The organism is Pseudomonas sp. S2_E02, from assembly GCF_054668355.1.
In genome coordinates, this window is record NZ_CP162761.1 from 3,830,142 (window position 1) to 3,855,003 (window position 24,862).

Genomic DNA, 24,862 nt, shown 5'->3' on the forward strand with positions numbered 1-24,862 from the left:
ATCTGCTCCCCTTTCCCCCCGAAGGTAAAAAGACTGACTGACCGAGGTGCATGGAGGAGATACACCGACTTGAGATACCGAGTCGTTCTCGGGTTTTGAAAAGCACAACGATCTGCTCCCTTTCCCCCCGAAGGTAAAAAGACTGACTGACCGAGGTGCATGGAGGAGATACACCGACTTGAGATACCGAGTCGTTCTCGGGTTTTGAAAAGCACAACGATCTGCTCCCTTTCCCCCTCGCCCCCCTGGGGGAGAGGGCTGGGGTGAGGGGGGTAAGCTTTTGATCTGGCCCTTAAACCTGAGCCGTACGCAGTTTTTCGCTACGCCCGCGCAGCCATTCCAGGGTCAGCAGCAAAATGACGGAGAAGGCGATCAGCAACGTGGCAGCAGCGGCAATCGTCGGACTCAGGTTCTCGCGAATCCCGCTGAACATCTGCCGTGGCAACGTCGCCTGCTCAGGCCCGGCAAGAAACAACGTCACCACCACCTCATCAAACGAAGTCGCAAACGCAAACAACGCCCCGGAAATCACCCCCGGCGCAATCAGCGGCAAGGTCACCCGGCGGAACGCCGTCAGTGGCGATGCACCGAGACTCGCCGCCGCCCGCACCAGGTTGTGGTTAAACCCCTGCAATGTCGCCGACACGGTGATGATCACAAACGGCACACCCAACACCGCATGCACCACAATCAGCGAGAAAAAGCTGTTGCCCAAACCCAACGGCGCGAAGAACAGATAACTCGCCACGCCGATGATCACCACCGGCACCACCATCGGCGAAATCACCAGCGCCATCACCAGCGCTTTGCCGGGGAAGTCACCGCGAGTCAGACCAATCGCCGCCAGCGTACCGAATATCATCGCCAGCACCGTCGCCGCTGGGGCAACAATGATGCTGTTCTTCAGTGCCCGCATCCATTCCGCCGAGGCGAAGAAGTCGTGGTACCACTGCAGCGAGAAACCCTGCAGCGGATAGACCAGAAAACTCCCCGAGTTGAATGACAGCGGAATAATCACCAGCACCGGCAGAATCAGGAACAACAGAATCAGGCCGCAGAGGATCCGCAGGCTGTAGAACCACACCCGTTCAATGGGCGACATGTAAGGACTCAGCATTTCGAATTCCCCTTAGCTCAGGCGCAGGCGACTGGCGCCGACCAGCCAGCTGTAAATCAGATAAAGCACCACGGTCGCCAGCAGCAACAGCCCGCCCAGCGCGGTGGCCATGCCCCAGTTGATGCTGGTGTTGGTGTAGAAAGCGACGAAGTAGCTGACCATTTGATCGTTCGGGCTGCCGAGCAGCGCCGGGGTGATGTAGTAGCCGATAGCGAGGATGAACACCAACAGGCAACCGGCGCCAACACCGGCGTAGGTCTGCGGGAAGTACACCCGCCAGAAACTGGCGAACGGGTGGCAGCCGAGGGAAATCGCCGCGCGCATGTAGGTCGGCGAGATGCCTTTCATAACGCTGTAGATCGGCAGGATCATGAACGGCAGCAGAATGTGCACCATCGAGATGTACACGCCGGTGCGGTTGAACACCAGTTCCAGCGGTTTATCGATGATGCCCATGGCCATCAGCCCACTGTTGATCAGACCGCCCGATTGCAGCAGTACGATCCACGCGGCGACGCGCACCAGGATCGATGTCCAGAACGGCAGCAGCACGAGGATCATCAGTAGGTTGCTTTGCCGCGACGGCAGATTGGCCAGCAGGTACGCCAGCGGATAAGCCAGCAGCAGGCAGATCACGGTGATGACCAGGCCCATCCAGAAGGTGCGGGCGAAGATGTCGAGGTAGATCGCCTGATCCGGGGTGGCCGGGGCGATTTCGCCGAGGTCGTCGATACGGTGATCGACCGCAGCCAGCAAGTAGTAAGGCGTAATGCTGCTGGTGTTGCGTTTGACCGCTTGCCAGTAGGCCGGGTCGCCCCAACGTTCGTCGAGACCTTCCAGTGCTTCTTTATAGGAGGCCGGTTCGCTGGCGAACGGCAGCGCCCGGGCGGTTTTGGTCAACAGGCTGCGATAGCCGGCCAACTCCATGTTCAAGCGCTTGGACAGATCGCCCAGCGTCTGGTTTTTGCGCGCTTCGGCGAGGTCTTCGCCGGCAGCCTTGTAGACCGGTTCAGCGGGCAGGCCACGGCCGTCCCAACTGGCGATGGCCGCCACGGTGCGCGGCATGCCGCCGACCACTTCGGGGTTGCCGACGCTTTTGTAGAGCAGCGCCACGATCGGCACCAGAAACACCAGCAACAGAAACAGCACCAGCGGCGCAATCAGCGCTTGAGCCTTCCAGCGGTTGACCCGCTCGGCGCGCTTGAGCTTCTGCTTCAAGGTGGGGCTGGTGCCCTCGTTCAGGGGAACGGCGATGGCCATGACGTACTCCGCAAATCTTTGATCGTTACAGAGGTGGCGAACCACCTCGATCGATTGATGCACACAGATCCAAATGTGGGAGCGAGCTTGCTCGCGAAGGCGGCGCATCAGTCGACATCAATGTTCAATGTACTGGCGCTTTCGCGAGCAAGCTCGCTCCCACAGGAGAGCGAGCCCTCGGTTATTTCGCAGCCCAGGAGTTGAAGCGCTGCTCCAGTTGCTCGCCGTTGTCAGCCCAGAAGCTGACGTCGATCTGCACCTGGTTGGCGATGTTTTCCGGGGTGGTCGGCATGTCTTTCAGAACATCCTTGGCCAGCAGCGGTACGGCTTGGGTATTGGCCGGGCCGTAGGCGATGTTTTCCGAGTAGGTTTTCTGCTGCTGCGGCTGTACCGAGTAAGCGATGAATTTCTTCGCCGCTTCGGCGCGCTTGGCGTCCAGACCTTTCGGGATGGCCCAGGCGTCGAAGTCGTAGATGCCGCCGTTCCACACCACTTTCAGGTTGGATTCCTTCTGCACGGCAGCGATGCGACCGTTGTAGGCCGAGCTCATCACTACGTCACCGGAAGCGAGGTATTGCGGCGGTTGCGCGCCGGCTTCCCACCACTGAATGCTTGGCTTCAGCTCATCAAGCTTCTTGAACGCACGATCCTGGCCACCCTTGCTCGCCAGCTCTTTGTAGACGTCTTTCGGCGCCACACCGTCGGCCATCAGCGCGAATTCGAGGGTGTACTTGGCGCCTTTGCGCAGGCCACGCTTGCCCGGGAATTTCTTGGTGTCCCAGAAATCGGCCCAGCTGGTCGGCGCGGTTTTCAGCTTGTCGGCGTTGTAAGCCAGTACGGTCGACCACACGAAGAAGCCCACGCCGCACGGCTGAATCGCGCCTTTGACGTAGTCTTCAGTCTTGCCGAACAGTGCCGGGTCGAGTTGTTCGAACATGTCTTCGTCGCAGCCACGGGACAGCTCTGGCGATTCAACTTCCACCAGATCCCACGACACGCTCTTGGTGTCGACCATGGCTTTGACCTTGGCCATTTCGCCGTTGTATTCGCCGGCGACGATCTTGCCGTTGCCCGCCGCTTCCCACGGTGCATAGAAGGCTTTGACTTGCGCCGCCTTGTTCGCCCCGCCAAACGACACCACGGTCAAATCCGGGCCGGCGGCCATCGCGCTGGCCGCACCCATCAGGCCCAGGGTCAGGGCGGTGAACTTCAGGGATCTCAACATTTATTGTTCTCTCCACGTGCAGGGTTGGTGTTGGTATTGCCGGGGCGATCAGTTCGCCTCTAAAAGCGGATCAAGCGCGCGTACGTGCTCGACCTGCCAGCCAAGCGGTACCACGTCACCGACGGCGAGCGCTGGATCGAGCTCGGCAATCGGTTGTTTCACGAAGAAGTCGGTCTTGCCGCAGACTTCCAGGCGCACCCGGACGTGGTCGCCCAGATAGATGAATTCCGCCACCCTCCCTGAGAAGCGGTTAACGCATTGATCGCTCGAACCGTTGAGGCTGACGCGCTCCGGACGGATCGACAGGGTCACCGGTTCGCCGGTCTGGCCGACGTTGACCGCCAGCGCCTCGACCTTTTCGCCACGGCCCAACTCGACCACGCAGCGCTCACCGGTCTGGCTGAGCAGGCGGCCGTTGAGGCGGTTGTTCTCGCCGATGAAGTTGGCGACGAAAGTGTTTTTTGGCTCTTCGTAAAGGGTGCGGGGCGGGGCGATCTGCTGGATTTCGCCTTGATGGAATACCGCCACGCGGTCGGACATGGTCAGCGCTTCACCCTGATCGTGGGTCACATAGACCACGGTCACACCGAGGCGCTGGTGCAGGTGTTTGATTTCCATCTGCATGTGTTCACGCAGTTGCTTGTCGAGGGCGCCAAGAGGCTCGTCCATCAGCACCAGTTGCGGTTCGAACACCAGCGCACGGGCCAACGCCACACGCTGTTGCTGACCGCCGGACAGTTGCGCCGGATAACGCGAGGCGAACGCGTCGAGCTGAACCATGCTGAGGACTTTTTTCACGCGGTCACTGACATCGCTTTTGTTCAGGCCACGGACGGTCAGTGGAAACGCGAGGTTTTCCGCCACGGTCATGTGCGGGAACAGCGCGTAGTTCTGGAACACCATGCCGATGTCGCGCTTGTGCGGCGGCACGTTGTTGATCGAGCGCCCGGCCAGCAGAATTTCGCCGGCGGTCGGTGTTTCGAAGCCAGCGAGCATCATCAGGCTAGTGGTCTTGCCGGAACCGGATGGCCCTAGCAGGGTGAGAAATTCGCCTTTGCGGATGTCCAGGTTGAGGTCTTTGACGATCAGGTTCTCGCCGTCGTAGCTCTTCTGCACTCCACGAAAGCTGACCAGCACATCACTGGCCCCTGCGTTTGTTTCGACCTGGCTCATACCCACACCTTTGTTGTTGATGACTGCTTGTGGATTAAGCCTAGTGGTTGCTGACAGGCACGCAAATCGGGGCGCAGGAGAGAATCGCCTCAGCCGGATGGAAGGTTGGGGGTAGGGATTGCCCTACAAGGATGGCGCTAATGGATAAGGCAATGGCGAGGGTTGAGCTGCAAGCTGCAAGAACAAGCAAAAGCGCCTGTCGTTAATGGATATGCGCACATCGAGAGCTGAACAAAGAACCCTGTGGGAGCGAGCTTGCTCGCGAAAGCGGTGGGTCATTCAACTCATTCTGTGACTGATACACCGCATTCGCGAGCAGGCTCGCTCCCACAGGGGAACAGTGCTGATCAGAGGAGTTTGTGTTCCATCGCGTACTTGACCAGTTCGGCCAGCGAGGTGATGTTGAGTTTCTGCATCAAACGCGCCTTGTGGGTGCTGATGGTTTTGCTGCTCAGCGCCAGTTGCTGGGCGATGTCATTGACGTTGGCGCCTTGGGCCAAGCGTTCGAACACCGAGAACTCGCGTTCGGACAACAAAGAATGCAGCGGCCGCGCATCGGTCAGGCCGACTTCGAAGACCATGCGATCCGCCAGATCCGGATCAATGTAACGCCCACCGGCCGCGACCTTGCGAATGGCGGTGAGCAACAACGCCGGATCACTGTCCTTGGTCGCATACCCGGCGGCGCCAACCTTCAGCGCCCGAGCAGCCATCTGCGCTTCGTCATGCATCGACAGCACCAGAATCGCTGGCGGATTGTTCAGAGCACGGATGCGCGGGATCGCTTCGAGGCCATTGACCCCGGGCATGGAGATGTCGAGCAGCACCACTTCGCACGGCACATTGCGCAGGGTTTCGAGCAGTTGCTCACCATTGCTCGCCTCGCCCACCACTTGCAGATCCTTGGCCAGGCCAATCAATTGCTTGATGCCTTCGCGGACAATGGTGTGGTCTTCGGCTACCAGTACACGGATCAAATCTTTTCTCCAGATTTCAGGTACACACCAATCCCTGTGGGAGCGAGCCTGCTCGCGATAGCGTCAGCCCAAACACCACAAATCTTCAAACCTCACTCACCGGCACCCGCACCACCAGACTGGTGCCCTCCCCCGGCTCACTCTCCAGCGTCAATCGCCCGCCCATGATCAGCACCCGTTCGCGCATGCCCACCAGACCAAACGAAGTCGGCCGACCTGCAGCGGCGACGAATCCTACGCCATCATCGGCGACCGTCAGACACAATTCGTCGCCTTCCAGCGCCAGCGTCAGTTCCACAGTATGCGCCTGGGCATGGCGCATCACATTGGTCAGCGCCTCCTGCAGGATCCGGAACAGGCCAATCGCCTTGGCATCACTGAGCGCCGGCAGATTGTCAGGCACCTGCACCAGGCATGGAATCTGCGTACGCGCCTCGAACCGCCGCGCCTGCCACTCGATTGCCGACGCAATCCCGGCATCGAGAATCGGTGGTCGCAGCGCCGTCGCCACATCACGCACCAATTGAAATAACTGGGCGATCAGGCGCTTCATGCTGTTCAACCGTTCGTTCAGACCGGGATCGAGTTGCGCGTAGGCCAGTTCGCACATCGATGTTTCCAGTTTCAGCACCGTCAACATCTGCCCCAATTCATCGTGAACCTCGCGGGCAATTCGCGCCTTCTCTTCTTCTCGCACGCTTTCAAGGTGCGCCGACAGTTCACGCAATTGCTCGCGGGAGGCCGCCAGTTCCAGCTCGATACGCTTGCTCTCGCTGATGTCCCAGACGATGCCGTCCCAGACATACGCGCCGTCCTCCAGTTGCCGGGTGATCGCTTTGATCTCGGCCCAGCGCTGCTCGCCCTGACGCGTGAGGATCCGGCCTTGCCATGACCAGTCACTGTCGGTGTCCAGCGCCTGATCCTGAGTGCAGTGATAACTCGCCTTATCGTCGGGATGCACCAGGCTGCGCAGGCCCATGTCGCGATGGGCAATGGCGGCCGGGGCATAGCCGACCAGACTTTCGCTGCCCTCGCTGATATAGGCAAAGTCGATCTGCCCGGTCACCGGCGCCCGCTCCAGACGGAACACCAGCCCCGGCACATTCGCCGCAATGCCTTGCAGTCGCGCCTCGCTTTCCTGCAACGCCGCCAGAGCCCGGCGGCGCTCGGTGACATCGGTGAGGTAAACCACCAGGTATTCGCTGTCGCGAAAGCGCAGGAAACTCAGCGACACGTCCGCGGGCAAAACACTGCCGTCGGCGCGCACGCAACTGGTTTCGAAACTCAGCGGCCCTTCTTCGCTGGCCCGCGCGCGCTTCCACAGATTGAGCCAGCGATCCATGTGCAGCCCCGGCTCGAAGTCGATCAGGGGACGCTCGATCAACCCGCCTGAGGGGTAACCGAGCATGTTTTCCGCCGCGCGATTGGCGTAGCGCACATGGCTGTCCCAGTTGACCCAGAGGATGCCGACGGTGCTTTGATCGATGGAGAACTGCGTCAACCGCAGCGCTTCTTCGCTGGCCGCGCGCAAGGCGATGTCCTCCCGGGCGGCCAGCAATCGCTGCTCCAGGCTGTGCTGTTGGCGGCGCTGCCAGAACACGATCGCGACACAACTGAGCAGCATCACCGCAAACAACAGACTGAGGTTCTGCCAGAAGCCGGGCGACTCCGACAGTCGCGGGTATTTCGGTTGCAGCCATTGGTTGTGCAGTTGCTCCAGATCTTTGGCCGGAATCGCGCGCAAAGCACTTTGCACAATACCGGCCAGCTCCGGCCAATCGCGGCGCGAGCCGACTCGCAGCAGTTGCGGCAGGCCGATATCGCCGACCACCACCAGTTCGGCGAACTCCGGCTCTACCGACAACCGCCCGAGTTGTGCCTCGTCGACCACGGCGTAGGCAGCCTGCTGCGTCAACAGCAACTGCAAGGCTTGACGCTCCAGCGGCACGCCTTGCAGGTTCAGATGTGGATAGTTGCTGCGCAGGTAATCGGCAGTACTGCTGGGCATGCGCACGGCGACGCGGACCTGGCTGTCGAGTTTCTCCAGATCGATCACGCCACTGGCCTTCTGATCACTGACCACCAGTTGCGGCACGCGCATGTAGGGATCGGAGAACTGCCACAGACGCAACGCACTCGGGGTTTGACTCAGGCCCGGAGCGATATCGATCTCGCCCTCGCGCACGGCGGTTTCCAGTTGTGCGAGATCCTGAAAGTTACGCCAGCTCAGTTCGACATTGAGCGTCTTGGCCAACAACTTCATCAGTTCGACATTGGCCCCGGACAGCCGCTGCAAACGCCGGTCGTATTGCGCATACGGTGCTTGCAGGACCAGACCGACGCGCAGTTCATTGTGCTGCGCCAGCCATTGCTGCTGGCCCGCCGACAATTGCGCAACGTGGGCCGGGGGCGCAGGCGCCGCCCAGCCCATCAAGGGAAACCACAAACAGCCGATAACCCACAGGCAGCAAAATCGCTTCATTGAAGTCTCATACACTGACAAATTCTGACCAACCCATTAGGCTGCCGGGATACTTTCTGGCCTGGAATAACCGATGCCCTCTGTTTACCGCCTGGCAATGCCAGCATTGTGCCTGTCGCTGATCCTGCCCTGTGCGTTTTCCGTCAACGCCGCCGACCCCACTCCTGCGGCGGAAAAACCGGCAGAAGAAAAACCGGCCGAACGTCAGCCACTGCTAGAGCGTAGTCAGGAAGAGGCCGCCGCACTGGAACGTAAAGTCCCGGCGCAAGAACAGCAACAATTGCAGGCCGGCAGCGACAGCTTCCTCGCCCTGTGGAAACCGGCCAACACCGCCGAGCCCAAAGGCGCGGTGATCATCATCCCTGGCGCCGGCGAAACCGCTGACTGGCCGCAGGCAATCGGCCCATTGCGGCGCAAACTGCCGGATGCAAAATGGAGCAGCCTGAGTATCACCCTGCCCGACCTGCAAAGCGACGCCATCGCACCGCGCGTGGTTGAAGCGCCGGTTGCGCCGAAAGCACCGGAGTCGGGTAGCAAGGACTCCACTACCGCGCAGCCAATTGAACAAGCCGCTGGCGGTGAAGCCGAAGTGGCGGATCAAGTGGTCGCCGAAACCACTGAAGAACAATCCAAGGCTGACGCCGAACGCATCTTCGCGCGCATCGACGCCGCGATTGCCTACGCCGAACAGCAGAGCGCACGCAGCATTGTCGTGCTCGGACACGGCACTGGCGCCTATTGGGCCGCGCGATACCTGGGCGAGAAACAAACCGCGCAGGTAGAGAAGTTCGTCATGGTCGATGCGCAGATGCCAGCCAAGGCCAAACCGCCACTGGCCGAGCTGACGCCAACGCTGAAGCTGCCGACCGCAGATATTTTCTACATGGACAAGCCGCTGGATCGCAACGCCGCGCTGGAGCGCATGCAGGCGAGCAAGCGTTTGAAGACTTCGGCGTTCAGCCAAGTGGCGCTCAGAGCCTTGCCAGACAACAAGGCTGAGCAGGAACAGTTGTTCCGCCGGGTGCGTGGCTGGTTGAATCCGCAGAACATGGACTGACCGAATAAGACCGAGTCGCCCGCATTCGCGAGCAAGCTCGCTCCCACAATGGATTGTGTACACAGATCCAATGTGGGAGCGAGCTTGCTCGAGAAGGGGCCATCACCGCCAACACAGCTCTAACGACTAGCGAAAATCCCGCCGCTCACGAATCAACGTATAAGCATTGTGCAGCTCCCGGGTTCTATCAGTCGCTTCACGCACCTGCGCTGGCGTCGCCCCCGTTCCGGCAATCTTGTCCGGATGATGACGACTGAGCAGGCGCCGATAGGCCCGTTTGATCTGCGCCGGTTCACTGGAGGCCGACACGCCCAATAAACGCATCGCCTCCTGATAGCTCACTGCAGCACTGACGATCGGACGCTTGCCCGGTTCGTAATCACTGGCCAGCGCCTGCACCTGATGCGTTGTCCAGCCCAGCCATTTGCCCCACTGCGCCAACAATTCACGCTCGCTGACGCCAGCACGACCATCGGCCCAGACCATCCGCCAGCACGCACGCAAGACACCCTCGGCCGCATGGGGCTGCGCGCTCAAGCGCCGCAGATAACCGCGCAGATTGTCATTTTCAGACTTGCCACGGTTGAATGCCGCGATGGCGCGGCGCGTTGCCGGCTCACTCATCTCCAGCGCACGCATCTCGTTGCGCGCCTGCTGGATATGCCCGTCGGTAACCCGACCATCACTCTTGGCCAGACGCCCGAGCAACACAAACAACAGTTCGTCGTTGCGCAGCATCGGCCGACCGCCGAGTTTTTCCAGCAAGTGTCCCCAGCTCTGCAAGTGCAGACGCCGATCCAGCGCCTGCCCCAACAATGCCCCAAGCATGGCCCCCGGAATGCTGGCGATTGCAAATCCCGCTCCGGCTCCAATCAGAGTCCCTGGCCACAACATGTCAGCGACTCGCTTCTATCAATGTTTCAGCTTCAGCCAGACGCTCATGCGTACCGACATCGACCCAGTGCCCTTTCAGGCGCTCGCCACTCACTTCGCCAGCCGCCATGGCTTTGCGCAGCAGCGGTGCCAGCTTGAACGCGCCGTCGGCGCAGCCATCGAACAGTTGCGGATGCAGCACAGCGATGCCGCTGTAGGTCAGGGTTGCAGCATCAGGCTGGCCATCGATCACCTGGCCGTCGGCTAACGTGAAATCACCGTTCGGGTGATGCGTCGGGTTGTCCGCAAGGACCAGATGCGCGAGTCCGTTGATCGGCTGGTGCAGGACGCTGAAGTCATAATCGGTCCAGATATCACCGTTGACCACCAGGAACGCATCATCGCCAAGCATCGGCAGCGCCCGGAAAATCCCGCCGCCGGTTTCCAGTGGCTCGCCTTCGGGCGAGTACTGAATGCTCACACCAAATCGCGAACCGTCACCCAGATAATCCTCGATCTGCTGACCGAGCCAGGCGTGGTTGATCACGATCTCGTTGAATCCTGCGGCCGCGAGGGCGCGCAGGTGATATTCGATCAGGGGAACACCGCCGGCACGCACCAGTGGTTTCGGCGTGGTCAGGGTCAGCGGACGCATGCGCTCGCCTTTGCCTGCCGCCAGAATCATTGCCTTCATGCTGTTGCTCCACCCCGCAGGCTGGTGAACAGCGCTTGCAGTTCGGCCAATTCAGGACGTCGCGCAATCACCGCTTCTATATAGGAGAAGAAACGTGGCACGTCGGCCAGATAACGCGGCTTGCCGTCACGGTGGCAGATGCGCGCGAAGATGCCGATAACTTTCAAATGGCGCTGCACGCCCATCAGATCGCTGGCGCGCAGGAAGTCTTCGAAGTCCGGCTGCACTGGAATGTTCAGCGCCGAAGCTTGCTGCCAGTAATTTTCCAGCCAGCCGCGCACGCGCTCTTCGGGCCAGCTGAGGAAGGCGTCCTTGAACAGGCAGGTCACGTCGTAGGTCACCGGGCCATAAACCGCATCCTGGAAATCCAGCACGCCGGGATTCGGTTCGCTGAGCATCAGGTTGCGTGGCATGTAGTCGCGGTGTACCAGCACTTTGGGTTGAGCGAGTGCGCTGTCGATCAGCAGATCACTAACCTGCTGCCACTGCTGTTGCTGAGTCGAATCAAATTCGACACCGAGTTCACGCGTCACATACCACTCGGGGAACAGTTCCAGCTCACGGCGCAGCAAGGCAACGTCGTAGCTCGGCAACGGTGCAACCATCGGCAACTGCTGAAAAGCCAGCAACGCTTGCAGGGCATCGGCGAACAATGCGTCGGCATTTTCGCCATCGATCACGTCGAGATAGGTCTGGTTGCCCAGGTCATTGAGCAAAAGAAATCCGCGCTCGAGGTCCTCGGCATAAATTTTCGGCACATTTATTCCGGATTTCGCCAGCAAAAAAGCGATATCCACGAACGGTTTGCAGTTTTCCTGGGGCGGCGGTGCGTCCATCACGACGAAGCTGCGCCCCTCGCCTTCCCAGCGGAAGTAACGGCGGAAACTCGCGTCGCTGCTGGCCGCAGTCAACGTGGCCGGGGGCACGGTGCCCCAGCCCTGATCTGCAAACAGGATTGCCAACTGCTCATCGAGCCAAACTTTCAGGTGTTGCAAGCGTACATCTTGGTCAGGCATTGCAAGGGTCTCCGACGGCGCTAGCCGTCAAGCGGGTCATGCTTTATTATCCAGCATCTTTTTCAGACCATCGAGAGGCGTGCGGCCCACACCGCGGGCAGATGGCACGCAGGAAGCCCGGACTAATAAGATGGCATTGAAATCCCCCGCGTTTCGTAAAAAATTTCCGTTGTTGGTAACCGGCAGTCTGCTGGCTATGCAACCTCTGGCCAGTCAATTCGTTGTTGCCGCCGAGCAGTATGACTGCTCCGTCTCGGCTTCGGGTGGTTGGGCCTGTGCGCCCAAATCAACCGCTGCTGCGTTGCCGCCGCGTCCAGTGCATGACGGCAGTGCCGTCAGCGCTACCGGCGAAGCGGCGACCGAGAACGGTTCGGCTGCCGACACAGCGCCTAAAACGGCGCTGGTCACCGAAGCCAAGGGCCGCGGTTTGAAATCCCGTAGCGAAGACTTCAGTCACCTCGACTGGGTTCCGCGCGAGAAGCTCACCGCCGCTCAATTGGCCGAGACCGGGCCTTACTGCTCTGGTGCCTACATCGAACCGATTCGTCCTGGCATGAATGACAAGACGAACAAAAGCGATGCTCCGACCTTTATCGGCGCAAAAGCCTCGCGCTATAACACCGATGATCAAGTCGGTACGCTGGCCGGTGATGTTGTCCTGCGTCAGGGCAGCATGCAGGTCGAATCCGACGAGGCCAGCCTGTATCAGGCCGAGAGCCGCGCCGAGCTCAATGGCGATGTACGTATCCGCGACAACGGCGCGCTGATCGTCGGCGACCACGCCGATGTGCAGCTCGACACCGGTGAAGCCAAGGTCGACAACGCCGAATACGTGATGCACAAATCGCGTATCCGCGGTAACGCGCTGTACGCCAAGCGTGCCGAGAACGCGATCATCCGTTTGAAGGACGGCACGTACACCACGTGCGAACCGAACAGCAACGCCTGGCAGCTCAAGGGCAACAACATCACCTTGAACCCGGCCACCGGTTTCGGTACCGCGACCAACGTGACGCTGCGCGTTAAAGACATTCCGATTCTGTACACGCCGTACATCTACTTCCCGATCGACGACCGTCGCCAGTCGGGCTTCCTGCCGCCGACCATTGGCAGCGGCAGCGATACCGGCTTCATGCTGGTCACGCCTTACTACTTCAACCTGGCGCCGAACTATGACGCCACGTTGTATCCGCGTTACATGAGCAAGCGCGGCATGTTGGTGGAAGGTGAGTTCCGTTACCTGACCAAGTCGAGTGAAGGTCAGTTCGGTGCGGCGTATCTGAACGATGACGATACCGAGCGCAGCAAGCAGACCGACTACGAAAAAACCCGTTACATGTACAACTGGCAGCACAAGGGCGGTCTCGACTCCCGCGTGCTCACCGAAGTCGACTACACCAAGATCAGCGATCCTTATTACTTCCAGGATCTGCAGACTGATCAGATTGGCGTGAAAAGCAGTGACTACGTGAACCAGCAGGGCGCGATCACTTACCGTGGCGACAGCTACACCGCCCGCCTGAATGCGCAGCAGTACCAGTTGGCAACCGTTTCCAACATTACGCCGTATGGCCGTCTGCCGCAGATCACCTTCAATGGTCAGCTGCCGTATCACCCGGAAGGTCTGAACTTCGACTACGAGACCGAGCTTGTCCGGTTTGATCGTGATCTGAAAACCGGCACTTTCACTCAGGAAGACGGTATTACGACTGAGTCTAGACTGGACAACAACGTTCAAGGCCTTGCACGCGCTAACGGCGACCGTCTGAACCTGAAGCCTGGTGTCAGTCTGCCAATGAACTGGACTTATGGCTTCCTGAAGCCGTCGCTCAAGTACCAGTACACCCAGTATCAATTGGATCTGGACGGTACCGGCAAATCCCAAATCGTTGATCAGCAAAATGCCGCAGCTGCGGCAGGTACTGATTACGTAGGCGGCAAGTTCGGCAGTAACCAGAACCGTGGCGTACCAATTGCCAGCATCGACAGCGGTCTGTACTTCGACCGCAATACGTCTTTCTTCGGCAAGAACTACCGTCAGACACTGGAACCGCGACTGTTCTACCTCTATGTACCTGAGGAGAATCAGGAAGATATTCCAGTATTCGACACCAGCGAATACACCTTCAACTACGCCTCGCTATTCCGCGACAACCGTTTCTCCGGCTCCGACCGTGTCGGCGACGAGAACAAGCTGTCGCTGGGCGTGACCAGCCGCTGGATCGAAGACGACGGTTTCGAACGTCAACGCATCAGTGTCGGCCAGGCTCTGTACTTCAAGGATCGCGAAGTTCAACTGCCAGGTATCGACGCCAAAACCCGTGACGATGCGAAGTCCAACGTTTCGCCATATGCACTGGAATACGAATACCGCTGGAACCGCGACTGGCGCACCACGGCCGACTACAACTGGGATCCGGACAGCCGCAGCCCACGTTCCGGCAGCGCGATGTTCCACTACCAGCCTGAAGACAACCCGAACAAGGTTATCAACGCCGGCTATCGCTATCGCAATGACCAGGTTCGTTACGACCAGAACACCGGTAAATGGTCGGTGGGCGGTGGTGACTACGGCACCCCTGGCCAGCCTGGCTACGTGAAGGACTACTACAAGATCCAGCAGCATGACTTCTCGGTCATCTGGCCGATCGTTCCGCAGTGGAACGCGATCAGCCGCTGGCAGTATGACTACAACCGTAACCGTACCCTGGAAGCCTTCGGTGGTTTCGAGTACGACAACTGCTGCTGGAAACTGCGCCTGATCAACCGTTACTGGGTTTCCTATGACGAGTTCAGCCAGGAAGCTCCGCAAAACGAAAAAGGCGACCATGGCGTCTTCCTCCAAATTGTTCTGAAGGGACTCGGCGGCCTCACTGGCGCCAAGGTAGAGAGCTTCCTCGACAAAGGCATTCAAGGTTATCGTGAACGTGAAGACCAAGCTTTCTGATTGTCTGCGCCCGCTGATGCTGGGCGCGCTGTTCCTGGGTACTGCGGCGAACGCCGCAGTTCAATCCATCGACAAAGTGGTAGCGATCGTCGACAACGATGTGGTCATGCAGAGCCAACTGGACCAGCGCGTCCACGAAGTGCAGCAGACCATCGCCAAGCGTGGTGGCGGCCTGCCGCCTCCTGGCGTACTGGATCAACAGGTGCTTGAGCGCCTGATCGTCGAAAACCTGCAACTGCAGATCGGCGAACGCTCCGGCATCCGCATCACCGATGAAGAACTGAACCAGGCGGTCGGCACCATTGCCCAGCGCAATAACATGTCGGTTGAGCAGTTCCGTGCTGCTCTGGCTCGCGACGGCCTGTCCTACGACGACGCCCGTGACCAGATCAAACGCGAAATGGTCATCAGCCGCGTACGTCAACGCCGCGTGGCAGAACGCATTCAGGTCTCCGAGCAGGAAGTGAAGAACTTCCTCGCCTCCGACCTGGGCAAGATGCAACTGTCCGAAGAGCTGCACCTGGCCAACATCCTGATCCCGACGCCGGAAAGCGCCAACTCTGAAGCGATTCAGAACGCTGCCCGTCAGGCCATGGAGGTTTACCAGCAACTCAAGCAAGGCGCTGACTTCGGCCAGATGGCCGTTGCCAAGTCCGGCAGCGACAACGCACTGGAAGGCGGCGACATGGGCTGGCGTAAAGCCGCGCAACTGCCTCCGCCGTTCGACCGCGAGTTGAGCAGCATGGCTGTTGGCGACATCACGCAACCTGCACGCACGCCGGGTGGTTTCATCATCCTCAAGCTGCTGGCAAAACGTGGTGGCGAAGCGCAGATGCGCGATGAAGTGCATGTACGTCACATTCTGGTTAAGCCGAGCCCGATTCGCGATGAAGCGAAGACCAAGGCACTGGTTCAATCCTTGTACGAGCGCATTCTGGCCGGTGAAGATTTTGCCACTCTGGCGAAAAGCTATTCCGAAGACCCGGGTTCGGCGCTCAACGGCGGCGACCTGAACTGGATCGACCCGAACGCACTGGTACCGGAATTCCGCGAAGTGATGGCCAAGACCCCACAAGGTCAGCTGTCCAAGCCATTCCAGACTCAATATGGCTGGCACGTTCTGGAAGTCCTTGGCCGTCGCGCCACTGACAGCACTGAACAGGCCCGCGAGCAGCAAGCCATGACCGTACTGCGTAACCGCAAATACGACGAAGAGCTGCAAACCTGGCTGCGTCAGATCCGTGACGAAGCGTACGTAGAGATCAAACTCCCTGGTGCAGACCAGGCAGCGCAGTGAAACCCAAGCGTTTCGCGCTGACACCCGGCGAACCAGCCGGCATCGGTCCCGACCTGTGCCTGCTGCTCGCCTCGCAAGCCCAGCCACATCCCCTGATTGCCATCACCAGCCGCGACTTGCTCCTTGAGCGGGCCGCGCAGCTGGGGCTGGCCGTCACTTTGCTGGATGTTGCGCCTGATCACTGGCCGGACGCTCCGGCGCCCGCAGGCAGCCTGTATGTCTGGGATACGCCGCTCAGCGCCCCCGTGGTTGCCGGGCAACTGGACAAAGCCAACGCCGCATTCGTCCTCGAGACCTTGACCCGCGCCGGCAATGGCTGCCTGAACGGTGATTTCGCCGGAATGATCACCGCGCCTGTGCACAAAGGCGTGATCAACGAGTCCGGCATCGCCTTTTCCGGGCACACAGAATTCCTCGCCGACCTGACTCATACCGCCCAAGTGGTGATGATGCTCGCCACGCGTGGTTTGCGCGTTGCACTGGTCACCACTCACCTGCCCCTGCGCGAGATTGCCGACGCAATCACACCAGAACGGCTGGAGCGCGTGACGCGGATTCTGCACAGCGACCTGCAACACAAATTCGGCATCGCCCAGCCACGCATCCTGGTCTGCGGACTCAACCCGCACGCCGGTGAAGGCGGCCACCTGGGCCATGAAGAAATCGACATCATTGAACCGACATTAGAGCGCCTGCGCGGCGAGGGCATGGACCTTCGTGGCCCGCTGCCTGCCGACACTCTGTTTACCCCCAAATATCTGGAGCACTGCGACGCAGTGCTGGCGATGTACCACGACCAGGGTTTGCCTGTGCTTAAGTACAAAGGCTTCGGCGCTGCCGTCAACGTGACCCTGGGTCTGCCGATCATCCGCACGTCGGTCGATCACGGCACCGCCCTCGATCTGGCCGGCAGCGGCAAGATCGACACCGGCAGCCTGCAAGTCGCCCTGGAAACCGCCTACCAGATGGCCGAGACCCGTTTATGACCGAGCAATACCAACACAAGGCGCGCAAACGCTTTGGCCAGAACTTCCTGCACGATGCCGGCGTTATCGACCGCATCCTGCGCTCCATCAGCGCCAAGTCTGAAGACCGCCTGCTGGAAATCGGCCCGGGCCAGGGCGCACTGACCGCCGGCCTGCTGTCCTCCGGCGCACAACTCGACGTGGTGGAACTGGACAAGGATCTGATCCCGATCCTCAACCAGCAGTTTGCCGGCAAGGACAACTTCAATCTGCATCAGGGCGATGCACTGAAGTTCGACTTCAACACGCTCAACGCCGCGCCAAACAGCCTGCGTGTGGTTGGCAACCTGCCGTACAACATCTCCACGCCGCTGATTTTTCACCTGCTGAACAATGCCGGCATCATTCGCGACATGCACTTCATGCTGCAAAAAGAAGTGGTCGAGCGTCTGGCCGCAGGTCCTGGCGGTGGTGACTGGGGTCGCCTGTCGATCATGGTTCAGTACCATTGCCGTGTGGAACACCTGTTCAACGTCGGTCCCGGCGCGTTCAACCCGCCGCCGAAGGTCGACTCGGCCATCGTCCGCTTGGTGCCGCACGCCGTACTGCCGCACCCGGCCAAGGATCACAAGCTGCTGGAGCGCGTTGTGCGCGAAGCGTTCAACCAACGCCGCAAGACCTTGCGCAATACTCTCAAGCAACTGCTCAGCAATGCCGAGATTGAAGCCGCCGGCGTCGATGGCAGCTTGCGTCCGGAGCAACTGGATCTGGCCGCGTTCGTACGTCTGGCCGACCAGCTCGCGGTACAAGTCCCGGCCTCCCCCGCCGCCGACTGATAAACGATGAACGCTATCGGGCAGGACGCCACTCTGGTTTACTGCCCGATACTTGCCTAGACTGAATCCCCATCAGCTACGCCCCGCGTTCCGCTTCGTTTAAGGCCTCTTGCATGTCCGATTCCCGTTACCAGGTCGATGTCAGCGTCGTCACCCGCTATCTGGCAGACCAATCGCAACCCGAGCACGACCGCTTCGCCTTCGCCTACACCATCACTGTGCAGAACAATGGCGCCATCCCGGCCAAGCTACTTTCGCGGCACTGGGTGATCACCGACGGTGATGGCCATGTAGAGGAGGTGCGCGGCGCTGGCGTGGTCGGCAAACAACCGTTGATCGAGGCCGGCGAAAGCCACACCTACAGCAGCGGTACAGTGATGACCACCAAGGTCGGCACCATGCAGGGCACCTACGAAATGGTCGCCGATGATGGCAAACATTTCGACGCCATCATCAAGCCGTTCCGCCTCGCCGTGCCCGGGTCTTTGCACTGATGGCGACGTATGCCGTCGGCGACCTGCAAGGCTGCCTTGAGCCGCTCAAGTGCCTGCTCAAGCAAGTAGCGTTCGACACGAAACTCGATCGGCTATGGCTGGTGGGTGATCTGGTCAACCGTGGCCCGCAATCACTGGAAACCCTGCGTTTTCTGTATGGCATGCGTGAATCGCTGGTCTGCGTGCTCGGTAACCACGACCTGCATTTGCTGGCAGCGGCTAAAAATATCGAGCGTTTAAAAAAGTCCGACACCCTGCGCGAGATTCTCGATGCCCCAGACAGCGCGGAACTGCTGGAATGGGTACGCCAACAAAAGCTCATGCACTACGACGAGCAGCGCGATGTCGCCATGGTTCACGCCGGCATTCCACCGCAATGGTCGCTGAGCCGCGCACTGAAGTGCGCCGCCGAAGTCGAAACGGCCCTGCGAGACGACAACATGCTGCTCGCCTACCTCGACGGCATGTACGGCAACGATCCAGCGAAATGGGACAACGATCTCAAAGGCGTGACTCGTTTGCGCGTCATCACCAACTACTTCACGCGCATGCGCTTCTGCACCGCCGAAGGCAAACTCGACCTCAAGAGCAAGGAAGGCCTCGACACAGCACCCGCCGGATATAAACCGTGGTTTCAGCACAAGGATCGCAAGACCAAAGGCCTGCGCATCATCTTCGGCCACTGGGCGGCACTCGAAGGCAATATCCATGAGCCAGGTATCTCGGCGCTCGACACCGGTTGTGTCTGGGGCGGCAGCCTGACCCTGATGAATGTCGACAGCGGCGAACGGCTGTCGTGCAAATGCGACGAACACGGCGGACTCGCGCCAACTGTCGCACCACTTATCCCCGAAACTTCGCCAGTCAGCGCACCGCGTTAGACTGCGCTTTCAGCCGAGCAACAGGAACCCGCCATGAGCGAATTCAAACGAATCCCCCCGGAACAGGCCCAGGCCCTGCGTGAACAAGGTGCTGTCGTCGTCGACGTGCGCGACCCGGCGACTTTCGCCGCCCTGCACATCCGCGGCTCGAAGCATCTGGACAACCATTCCCTGCACGCTTTCATTCAAGGCGCTGACCTTGATGCGCCGACCGTCGTCGTCTGCTATCACGGCAACTCCAGCCAGGGTGCTGCGGCCTACCTGATCAGCCAAGGCTTCTCCGACGTCTACAGCATGGACGGCGGCTTCGAGCTGTGGCGTACGACTTATCCTGCGGAAACTGCGCAAGGCACCGCCGAATAATTTTTTGTCACGCGCAGGCCCCGGCTGCCGTGGGCCCGCGCTGGCAGACGAACGGTCTTGCCACAACTAATTACGTATCTCGCCTTTACCTCCCGAATTCCCAACTATCCTTAAGCCCAGGCCATCCAAAACAGGGGAGAGCCGGTACACCGGCGCACGGGTCATCGGGAGTGACTTTCACGATTGTCGATCGTGAAAGTGTTCTGGGGGTAAACAAACAGCTGCCTAAACGGTTGTTTGCCAGCATCGACTGAGTGATCCGGCGTCGGCTCCACGTATCGAGCGAGGTGACGTCATGAGTATCTTTAGCCACTTCCAACAACGCTTCGAGTCCACACGCCAGGAAGAACTCTCGCTGCAAGAGTACCTGGAGCTGTGCAAAAAAGACCGGAGCGCCTACGTTTCTGCCGCCGAGCGTCTATTACTGGCCATCGGTGAACCGGAACTGCTCGACACCTCGACCAATTCGAGGCTGTCACGCATCTTCTCCAACAAGGTGATCCGCCGCTATCCGGCCTTTGAAGACTTCCACGGGATGGAAGAATGCATCGACCAGATCGTTTCGTATTTCCGCCATGCCGCCCAAGGCCTGGAAGAGAAGAAACAGATCCTTTATCTGCTCGGTCCCGTCGGTGGCGGTAAATCGTCCCTGGCCGAAAAGCTGAAACAGCTGATTGAAAAAGTGCCCTTCTACGCCATCAAGGGCTCGCCAGTATTCGAATCGCCTCTGGGTCTGTTCAACGCCACCGAAGATGGCGCGATCCTCGAGGAAGACTTCGGCATTCCACGGCGCTACCTGAACACCATCATGTCGCCTTGGGCGACCAAGCGCTTGGCCGAATTCGGCGGCGACATCAGCCAGTTCCGCGTGGTCAAACTGTACCCGTCGATCCTCAACCAGATCGCCGTAGCCAAGACCGAACCGGGCGACGAGAACAACCAGGACATCTCCGCACTGGTCGGTAAAGTCGACATCCGCAAACTCGAGGAATACCCACAGAACGACGCCGACGCCTACAGCTACTCCGGTGCGCTGTGCCGTGCCAACCAGGGCCTGATGGAATTCGTCGAAATGTTCAAGGCACCGATCAAGGTGCTGCACCCATTGCTGACCGCGACGCAGGAAGGCAACTACAACAGTACCGAAGGCCTCGGCGCGATTCCGTTCACCGGGATCCTGCTCGCCCACTCCAACGAATCGGAATGGCACACTTTCCGCAACAACAAGAACAACGAAGCGTTCATCGACCGGATCTATATCGTCAAAGTGCCGTACTGCCTGCGCGTCAGTGACGAAGTGAAGATCTATGACAAACTGCTGTTCAACAGCTCCCTGGCCAAAGCGCATTGCGCGCCGGACACCTTGAAGATGCTCGCGCAGTTCACTGTGCTGTCGCGCCTCAAGGAGCCGGAAAACTCCAACATCTATTCGAAGATGCGCGTCTACGACGGCGAAAACCTCAAGGACACCGATCCGAAGGCCAAGTCGATCCAGGAATACCGCGACTCGGCAGGCGTCGACGAAGGCATGAACGGTCTGTCGACCCGGTTTGCCTTCAAGATCCTGTCCAAGGTCTTCAACTTCGATCCGCATGAAATCGCTGCCAACCCGGTGCACCTGCTCTACGTGCTGGAACAGCAGATCGAACAGGAACAATTCCAGGCCGAAACCCGCGAGCGCTACCTGCGCTACCTGAAGGAATATCTGGCGCCGCGTTATATCGAATTCATCGGCAAGGAGATCCAGACCGCGTACCTCGAGTCTTACAGCGAGTACGGCCAGAACATCTTCGACCGCTACGTGCTGTACGCGGACTTCTGGATTCAGGATCAGGAATACCGCGATCCGGAAACCGGCGAGATTCTCAACCGCGTCGCGCTGAACGAAGAACTGGAGAAAATCGAAAAACCGGCCGGCATCAGCAATCCGAAGGATTTCCGCAACGAGATCGTCAACTTCGTACTGCGCGCACGCGCCAACAACAACGGCAAGAACCCGACCTGGCTCAGCTACGAGAAACTGCGGGTGGTCATCGAGAAGAAAATGTTCTCGAACACCGAGGACCTGCTGCCAGTCATCAGCTTCAATGCCAAGGCCAGCAAAGAGGATCAGCAAAAGCACAACGACTTCGTCACTCGAATGGTCGAACGCGGCTACACCGACAAACAGGTACGGCTTCTTTCCGAATGGTACCTACGGGTACGGAAGTCGCAGTGAAGCAGCTGCAAGCTTCTAGCTACGAGCTGCAAGAACAAAGCGCGTAACCCACTGATGCCCGGGAACCTGCTTTTACTTGCAGCTTGAAGCTCACAACTTGAAGCTGCCCGGAGGGCTTCCTATGAGTTATGTGATCGACCGACGTCTCAATGGCAAGAACAAGAGCACGGTGAACCGTCAGCGCTTCCTGCGGCGTTACCGTGACCACATCAAGAAGGCTGTCGAAGAGGCGGTCAGCCGGCGCTCCATTACCGATATGGAGCACGGCGAACAGATCAGTATTCCCGGTCGCGACATCGACGAACCGGTGCTTCACCATGGCCGCGGCGGCAAGCAGACCGTGGTGCATCCGGGCAACAAGGAGTTCACCGCCGGCGAACACATCGCCCGCCCGCCGGGAGGCGGTGGCGGACGCGGCCCGGGCAAGGCCGGCAACTCCGGCGAGGGCATGGACGAATTCGTCTTCCAGATCACTCAGGAAGAATTCCTCGAATTCATGTTCGAAGACCTCGAACTGCCGAACCTGGTCAAACGCAACCTGAGCGGCACCGACACTTTCAAAACCGTGCGCGCCGGGATCAGCAACGAAGGCAACCCGTCGCGCATCAATATCATCCGCACCCTGCGTTCGGCTCATGCGCGACGCATTGCCCTGTCCGGTAGCAGTCGGGCAAAACTGCGCGAAGTGAAAGAAGAACTTGAGCGTCTGAGACGCGAAGAGCCGGACAACTTCGGCGATATTCAGGAACTCGAGGCGGAAATCGAAAAACTCAGCGCGCGCATCCATCGCGTGCCGTTCCTCGATACCTTCGACTTGAAGTACAACCTGCTGATCAAGCAGCCCAACCCCAGTTCAAAAGCGGTGATGTTCTGCCTGATGGACGTCTCCGGCTCCATGACCCAGGCGACCAAGGACATCGCCAAACGCTTTTTCATCCTGTTGTACCTGTTCCTGAAACGGAACTACGACAAGATCGATGTCGTGTTCATCCGCCACCACACCAGCGCCCGGGAAGTCGACGAAGAGGAGTTTTTCTATTCACGGGAAACCGGCGGCACCATCGTTTCCAGTGCCCTGAAACTGATGCAGGAGATCATGGCCGAGCGTTACCCGAGCAACGAGTGGAATATCTACGCGGCGCAGGCTTCCGACGGCGACAACTGGAATGATGACTCGCCAATCTGCCGCGACATCCTGATCAACCAGATCATGCCGTTTGTGCAGTACTACACTTATGTGGAGATTACCCCGCGCGAACATCAGGCCTTGTGGTACGAGTACGAACGCATCGCCGAAGCCTTCTCTGACACTTTTGCCCAGCAGCAACTGGTCTCGGCCGGGGATATCTATCCGGTCTTCCGTGAACTCTTCCAGCGCAGGTTAGTGACATGACCGCCAAAGAGCAGAAGCGCCAACCCATTTCCACCGGCTCCGAATGGACGTTCGAGCTGATCCAGACCTATGACCGCGAAATAGCCCGGATCGCGGCCCGCTATGCGCTGGATACCTACCCCAACCAGATTGAAGTGATCACCGCCGAGCAGATGATGGATGCGTATGCCTCGGTGGGCATGCCACTGGGCTACCACCACTGGTCCTACGGCAAACACTTCCTCAGCACGGAAAAGTCGTACAGCCGTGGGCAGATGGGCCTCGCCTACGAAATCGTGATCAACTCTGACCCGTGCATTGCCTATCTGATGGAGGAAAACACCATCTGCATGCAGGCGCTGGTAGTTGCGCATGCCTGTTACGGGCATAACAGTTTCTTCAAGGGCAATTACCTGTTCCGCACCTGGACCGACGCCAGCTCGATCATCGATTACCTGGTGTTTGCCAAGCAGTACATCATGCAGTGCGAGGAGCGTCACGGCATCGATGCAGTAGAAGACCTGCTCGACTCCTGCCATGCGTTGATGAACTACGGCGTCGACCGCTACAAACGTCCTTACCCGATTTCCGCCGAAGAAGAACGGCGTCGGCAGAAGGATCGTGAAGAGCACATGCAAAAGCAGATCAACGATTTGTGGCGCACCATTCCCAAAGGCGCGGATAAATACAGCGACAAGGACAACGCACGCTTCCCGGCCGAGCCGCAGGAAAACATCCTGTACTTCATCGAAAAACACGCGCCGTTACTGGAACCGTGGCAGCGCGAGATCGTGCGGATCGTGCGCAAGATCGCCCAGTACTTCTACCCGCAACGCCAGACCCAAGTGATGAACGAGGGCTGGGCAACATTCTGGCACTACACGCTGATGAACGACCTGTATGACGAAGGGCTGGTTACCGACGGCTTCATGATGGAATTTCTCACCTCGCACACCAGCGTGGTGTTTCAGCCAGGTTTCGATAGCCCTTACTACAACGGCATCAACCCCTACGCGCTGGGTTTCGCCATGTATCGCGACATCCGGCGCATGTGTGAAGAACCTACCGAAGAGGATCGTCACTGGTTCCCGGAAATTGCCGGGAGCGACTGGCTGTCGACCATCAAATTCGCCATGAGCAGCTTCAAGGATGAGAGTTTCATCCTGCAGTATCTATCGCCGAAAGTGATCCGTGACCTGAAACTGTTCAGCATCATGGATGACGATCAGAAGGACGACTTGTTGGTGCCTGCGATTCATGACGAACCCGGCTACCGGATCATCCGCGAAACACTGGCCGCGCAATACAACCTCGGCAATCGTGAACCGAACGTGCAGATCTACAGCATCGATCGGCGCGGCGACCGCTCACTGACCTTGCGTCACCAACAGCACGATCGCAAACCGCTGGGAGACTCCACTGACGAAGTGCTTAAACATCTGCATCGCTTGTGGGGCTTCGATATCCATCTGGAAACCCTGCAAGGCGACCAGATCATGAAAACCCACCACGTACCGCCACGCAGTGAACACAGCGAAGGGGATTACGGTCGACTTGACCTTGCCGTCATTCATCTTTGATCCGGTTTCGGCCTCCGAAAGTCTGACGCAAGGGT

Annotated in this window: 20 protein-coding genes; 11 read left to right on the plus strand and 9 right to left on the minus strand. The window is 59.3% G+C overall.

The window, feature by feature from the left end; translation table 11 throughout:
- Positions 1-292: 292 nt before the first annotated feature.
- The 6 genes from AB4O01_RS17280 to AB4O01_RS17305 all read right to left on the minus strand — a co-directional run bounded on the left by AB4O01_RS17280 (position 293) and on the right by AB4O01_RS17305 (position 8,234).
- Positions 293-1,117, minus strand: coding sequence for an ABC transporter permease (locus AB4O01_RS17280; protein ID WP_008084123.1), 825 nt, complete (start codon positions 1,115-1,117; stop codon positions 293-295).
- Between the two features lie 12 nt (positions 1,118-1,129).
- Positions 1,130-2,377, minus strand: a complete 1,248-nt coding sequence (locus AB4O01_RS17285; protein WP_093441896.1) for an ABC transporter permease — start codon at positions 2,375-2,377, stop codon at positions 1,130-1,132.
- Between the two features lie 181 nt (positions 2,378-2,558).
- Positions 2,559-3,602 (minus strand): ABC transporter substrate-binding protein, encoded by a 1,044-nt coding sequence (locus AB4O01_RS17290; protein ID WP_008085222.1) that lies wholly within the window; start codon positions 3,600-3,602, stop codon positions 2,559-2,561.
- A 48-nt stretch (positions 3,603-3,650) separates the two neighbouring features.
- Complete coding sequence (locus AB4O01_RS17295) at positions 3,651-4,775, minus strand: ABC transporter ATP-binding protein (RefSeq protein WP_194935294.1); 1,125 nt, start codon at positions 4,773-4,775, stop codon at positions 3,651-3,653.
- 347 nt (positions 4,776-5,122) lie between these two features.
- A complete protein-coding gene (locus tag AB4O01_RS17300; RefSeq protein WP_093441901.1) occupies positions 5,123-5,752 on the minus strand; it encodes a response regulator in 630 nt (209 codons plus the stop codon).
- 85 nt (positions 5,753-5,837) lie between these two features.
- Positions 5,838-8,234, minus strand: coding sequence for a PAS domain-containing sensor histidine kinase (locus AB4O01_RS17305; protein ID WP_460089084.1), 2,397 nt, complete (start codon positions 8,232-8,234; stop codon positions 5,838-5,840).
- A gap of 73 nt (positions 8,235-8,307) precedes the next feature.
- On the opposite strand from AB4O01_RS17305, the gene AB4O01_RS17310 reads away from it, so the two are divergent.
- On the plus strand, positions 8,308-9,291 hold the full coding sequence (locus AB4O01_RS17310; protein WP_460089085.1) for an alpha/beta hydrolase family protein: 984 nt from the start codon (positions 8,308-8,310) through the stop codon (positions 9,289-9,291).
- A gap of 126 nt (positions 9,292-9,417) precedes the next feature.
- Here the strand turns inward: AB4O01_RS17310 and AB4O01_RS17315 are convergent, their stop codons facing one another.
- From AB4O01_RS17315 to AB4O01_RS17325, 3 genes are read right to left on the minus strand one after another with little or no spacing between them, the layout of a single operon-like run.
- The gene (locus AB4O01_RS17315) at positions 9,418-10,185 is read right to left on the minus strand and encodes a TerB family tellurite resistance protein (RefSeq protein WP_460089086.1); all 768 of its coding nucleotides are present in this window, start codon (positions 10,183-10,185) and stop codon (positions 9,418-9,420) included.
- A 1-nt stretch (position 10,186) separates the two neighbouring features.
- On the minus strand, positions 10,187-10,858 hold the full coding sequence (gene murU / locus AB4O01_RS17320; RefSeq protein ID WP_186619870.1) for an N-acetylmuramate alpha-1-phosphate uridylyltransferase MurU: 672 nt from the start codon (positions 10,856-10,858) through the stop codon (positions 10,187-10,189).
- Entirely contained in the window at positions 10,855-11,874 is a 1,020-nt protein-coding gene (locus tag AB4O01_RS17325; RefSeq protein WP_460089087.1) for an aminoglycoside phosphotransferase family protein, read from the minus strand. Before AB4O01_RS17325 ends, murU begins: the two co-directional genes overlap by 4 nt.
- A 130-nt stretch (positions 11,875-12,004) precedes the next feature.
- Between AB4O01_RS17325 and AB4O01_RS17330 the strand changes: the two genes are divergently transcribed.
- From AB4O01_RS17330 to AB4O01_RS17375, 10 genes are all read left to right on the plus strand, one after another.
- Positions 12,005-14,821 (plus strand): LPS-assembly protein LptD, encoded by a 2,817-nt coding sequence (locus AB4O01_RS17330; protein WP_093441930.1) that lies wholly within the window; start codon positions 12,005-12,007, stop codon positions 14,819-14,821.
- Complete coding sequence (surA, locus tag AB4O01_RS17335) at positions 14,802-16,118, plus strand: peptidylprolyl isomerase SurA (RefSeq protein ID WP_147307367.1); 1,317 nt, start codon at positions 14,802-14,804, stop codon at positions 16,116-16,118. Before AB4O01_RS17330 ends, surA begins: the two co-directional genes overlap by 20 nt.
- Positions 16,115-17,104: a 4-hydroxythreonine-4-phosphate dehydrogenase PdxA gene (gene pdxA, locus AB4O01_RS17340; RefSeq protein WP_093441935.1), complete on the plus strand. Its 990-nt coding sequence runs from the start codon at positions 16,115-16,117 to the stop codon at positions 17,102-17,104. The genes surA and pdxA overlap by 4 nt, the downstream gene beginning before the upstream one ends.
- Complete coding sequence (rsmA, locus tag AB4O01_RS17345) at positions 17,101-17,919, plus strand: 16S rRNA (adenine(1518)-N(6)/adenine(1519)-N(6))-dimethyltransferase RsmA (RefSeq protein ID WP_093441939.1); 819 nt, start codon at positions 17,101-17,103, stop codon at positions 17,917-17,919. Before pdxA ends, rsmA begins: the two co-directional genes overlap by 4 nt.
- A 113-nt stretch (positions 17,920-18,032) precedes the next feature.
- Positions 18,033-18,413 carry a Co2+/Mg2+ efflux protein ApaG gene (apaG, locus tag AB4O01_RS17350; RefSeq protein ID WP_116254383.1) on the plus strand — a complete coding sequence of 127 codons (381 nt, stop codon included), beginning with the start codon at positions 18,033-18,035 and terminating at the stop codon, positions 18,411-18,413.
- The gene (locus tag AB4O01_RS17355; protein WP_460089088.1) at positions 18,413-19,294 is read left to right on the plus strand and encodes a symmetrical bis(5'-nucleosyl)-tetraphosphatase; all 882 of its coding nucleotides are present in this window, start codon (positions 18,413-18,415) and stop codon (positions 19,292-19,294) included. Before apaG ends, AB4O01_RS17355 begins: the two co-directional genes overlap by 1 nt.
- 33 nt (positions 19,295-19,327) lie before the next feature.
- Entirely contained in the window at positions 19,328-19,657 is a 330-nt protein-coding gene (gene glpE / locus AB4O01_RS17360; RefSeq protein ID WP_108592089.1) for a thiosulfate sulfurtransferase GlpE, read from the plus strand.
- Between the two features lie 295 nt (positions 19,658-19,952).
- Positions 19,953-21,875 carry a PrkA family serine protein kinase gene (locus tag AB4O01_RS17365; protein WP_007910115.1) on the plus strand — a complete coding sequence of 641 codons (1,923 nt, stop codon included), beginning with the start codon at positions 19,953-19,955 and terminating at the stop codon, positions 21,873-21,875.
- A 121-nt stretch (positions 21,876-21,996) separates the two neighbouring features.
- A complete protein-coding gene (locus AB4O01_RS17370; protein ID WP_007910114.1) occupies positions 21,997-23,268 on the plus strand; it encodes a YeaH/YhbH family protein in 1,272 nt (423 codons plus the stop codon).
- Entirely contained in the window at positions 23,265-24,827 is a 1,563-nt protein-coding gene (locus tag AB4O01_RS17375; RefSeq protein ID WP_093441957.1) for a SpoVR family protein, read from the plus strand. The genes AB4O01_RS17370 and AB4O01_RS17375 overlap by 4 nt, the downstream gene beginning before the upstream one ends.
- Positions 24,828-24,862 lie beyond the last annotated feature (35 nt).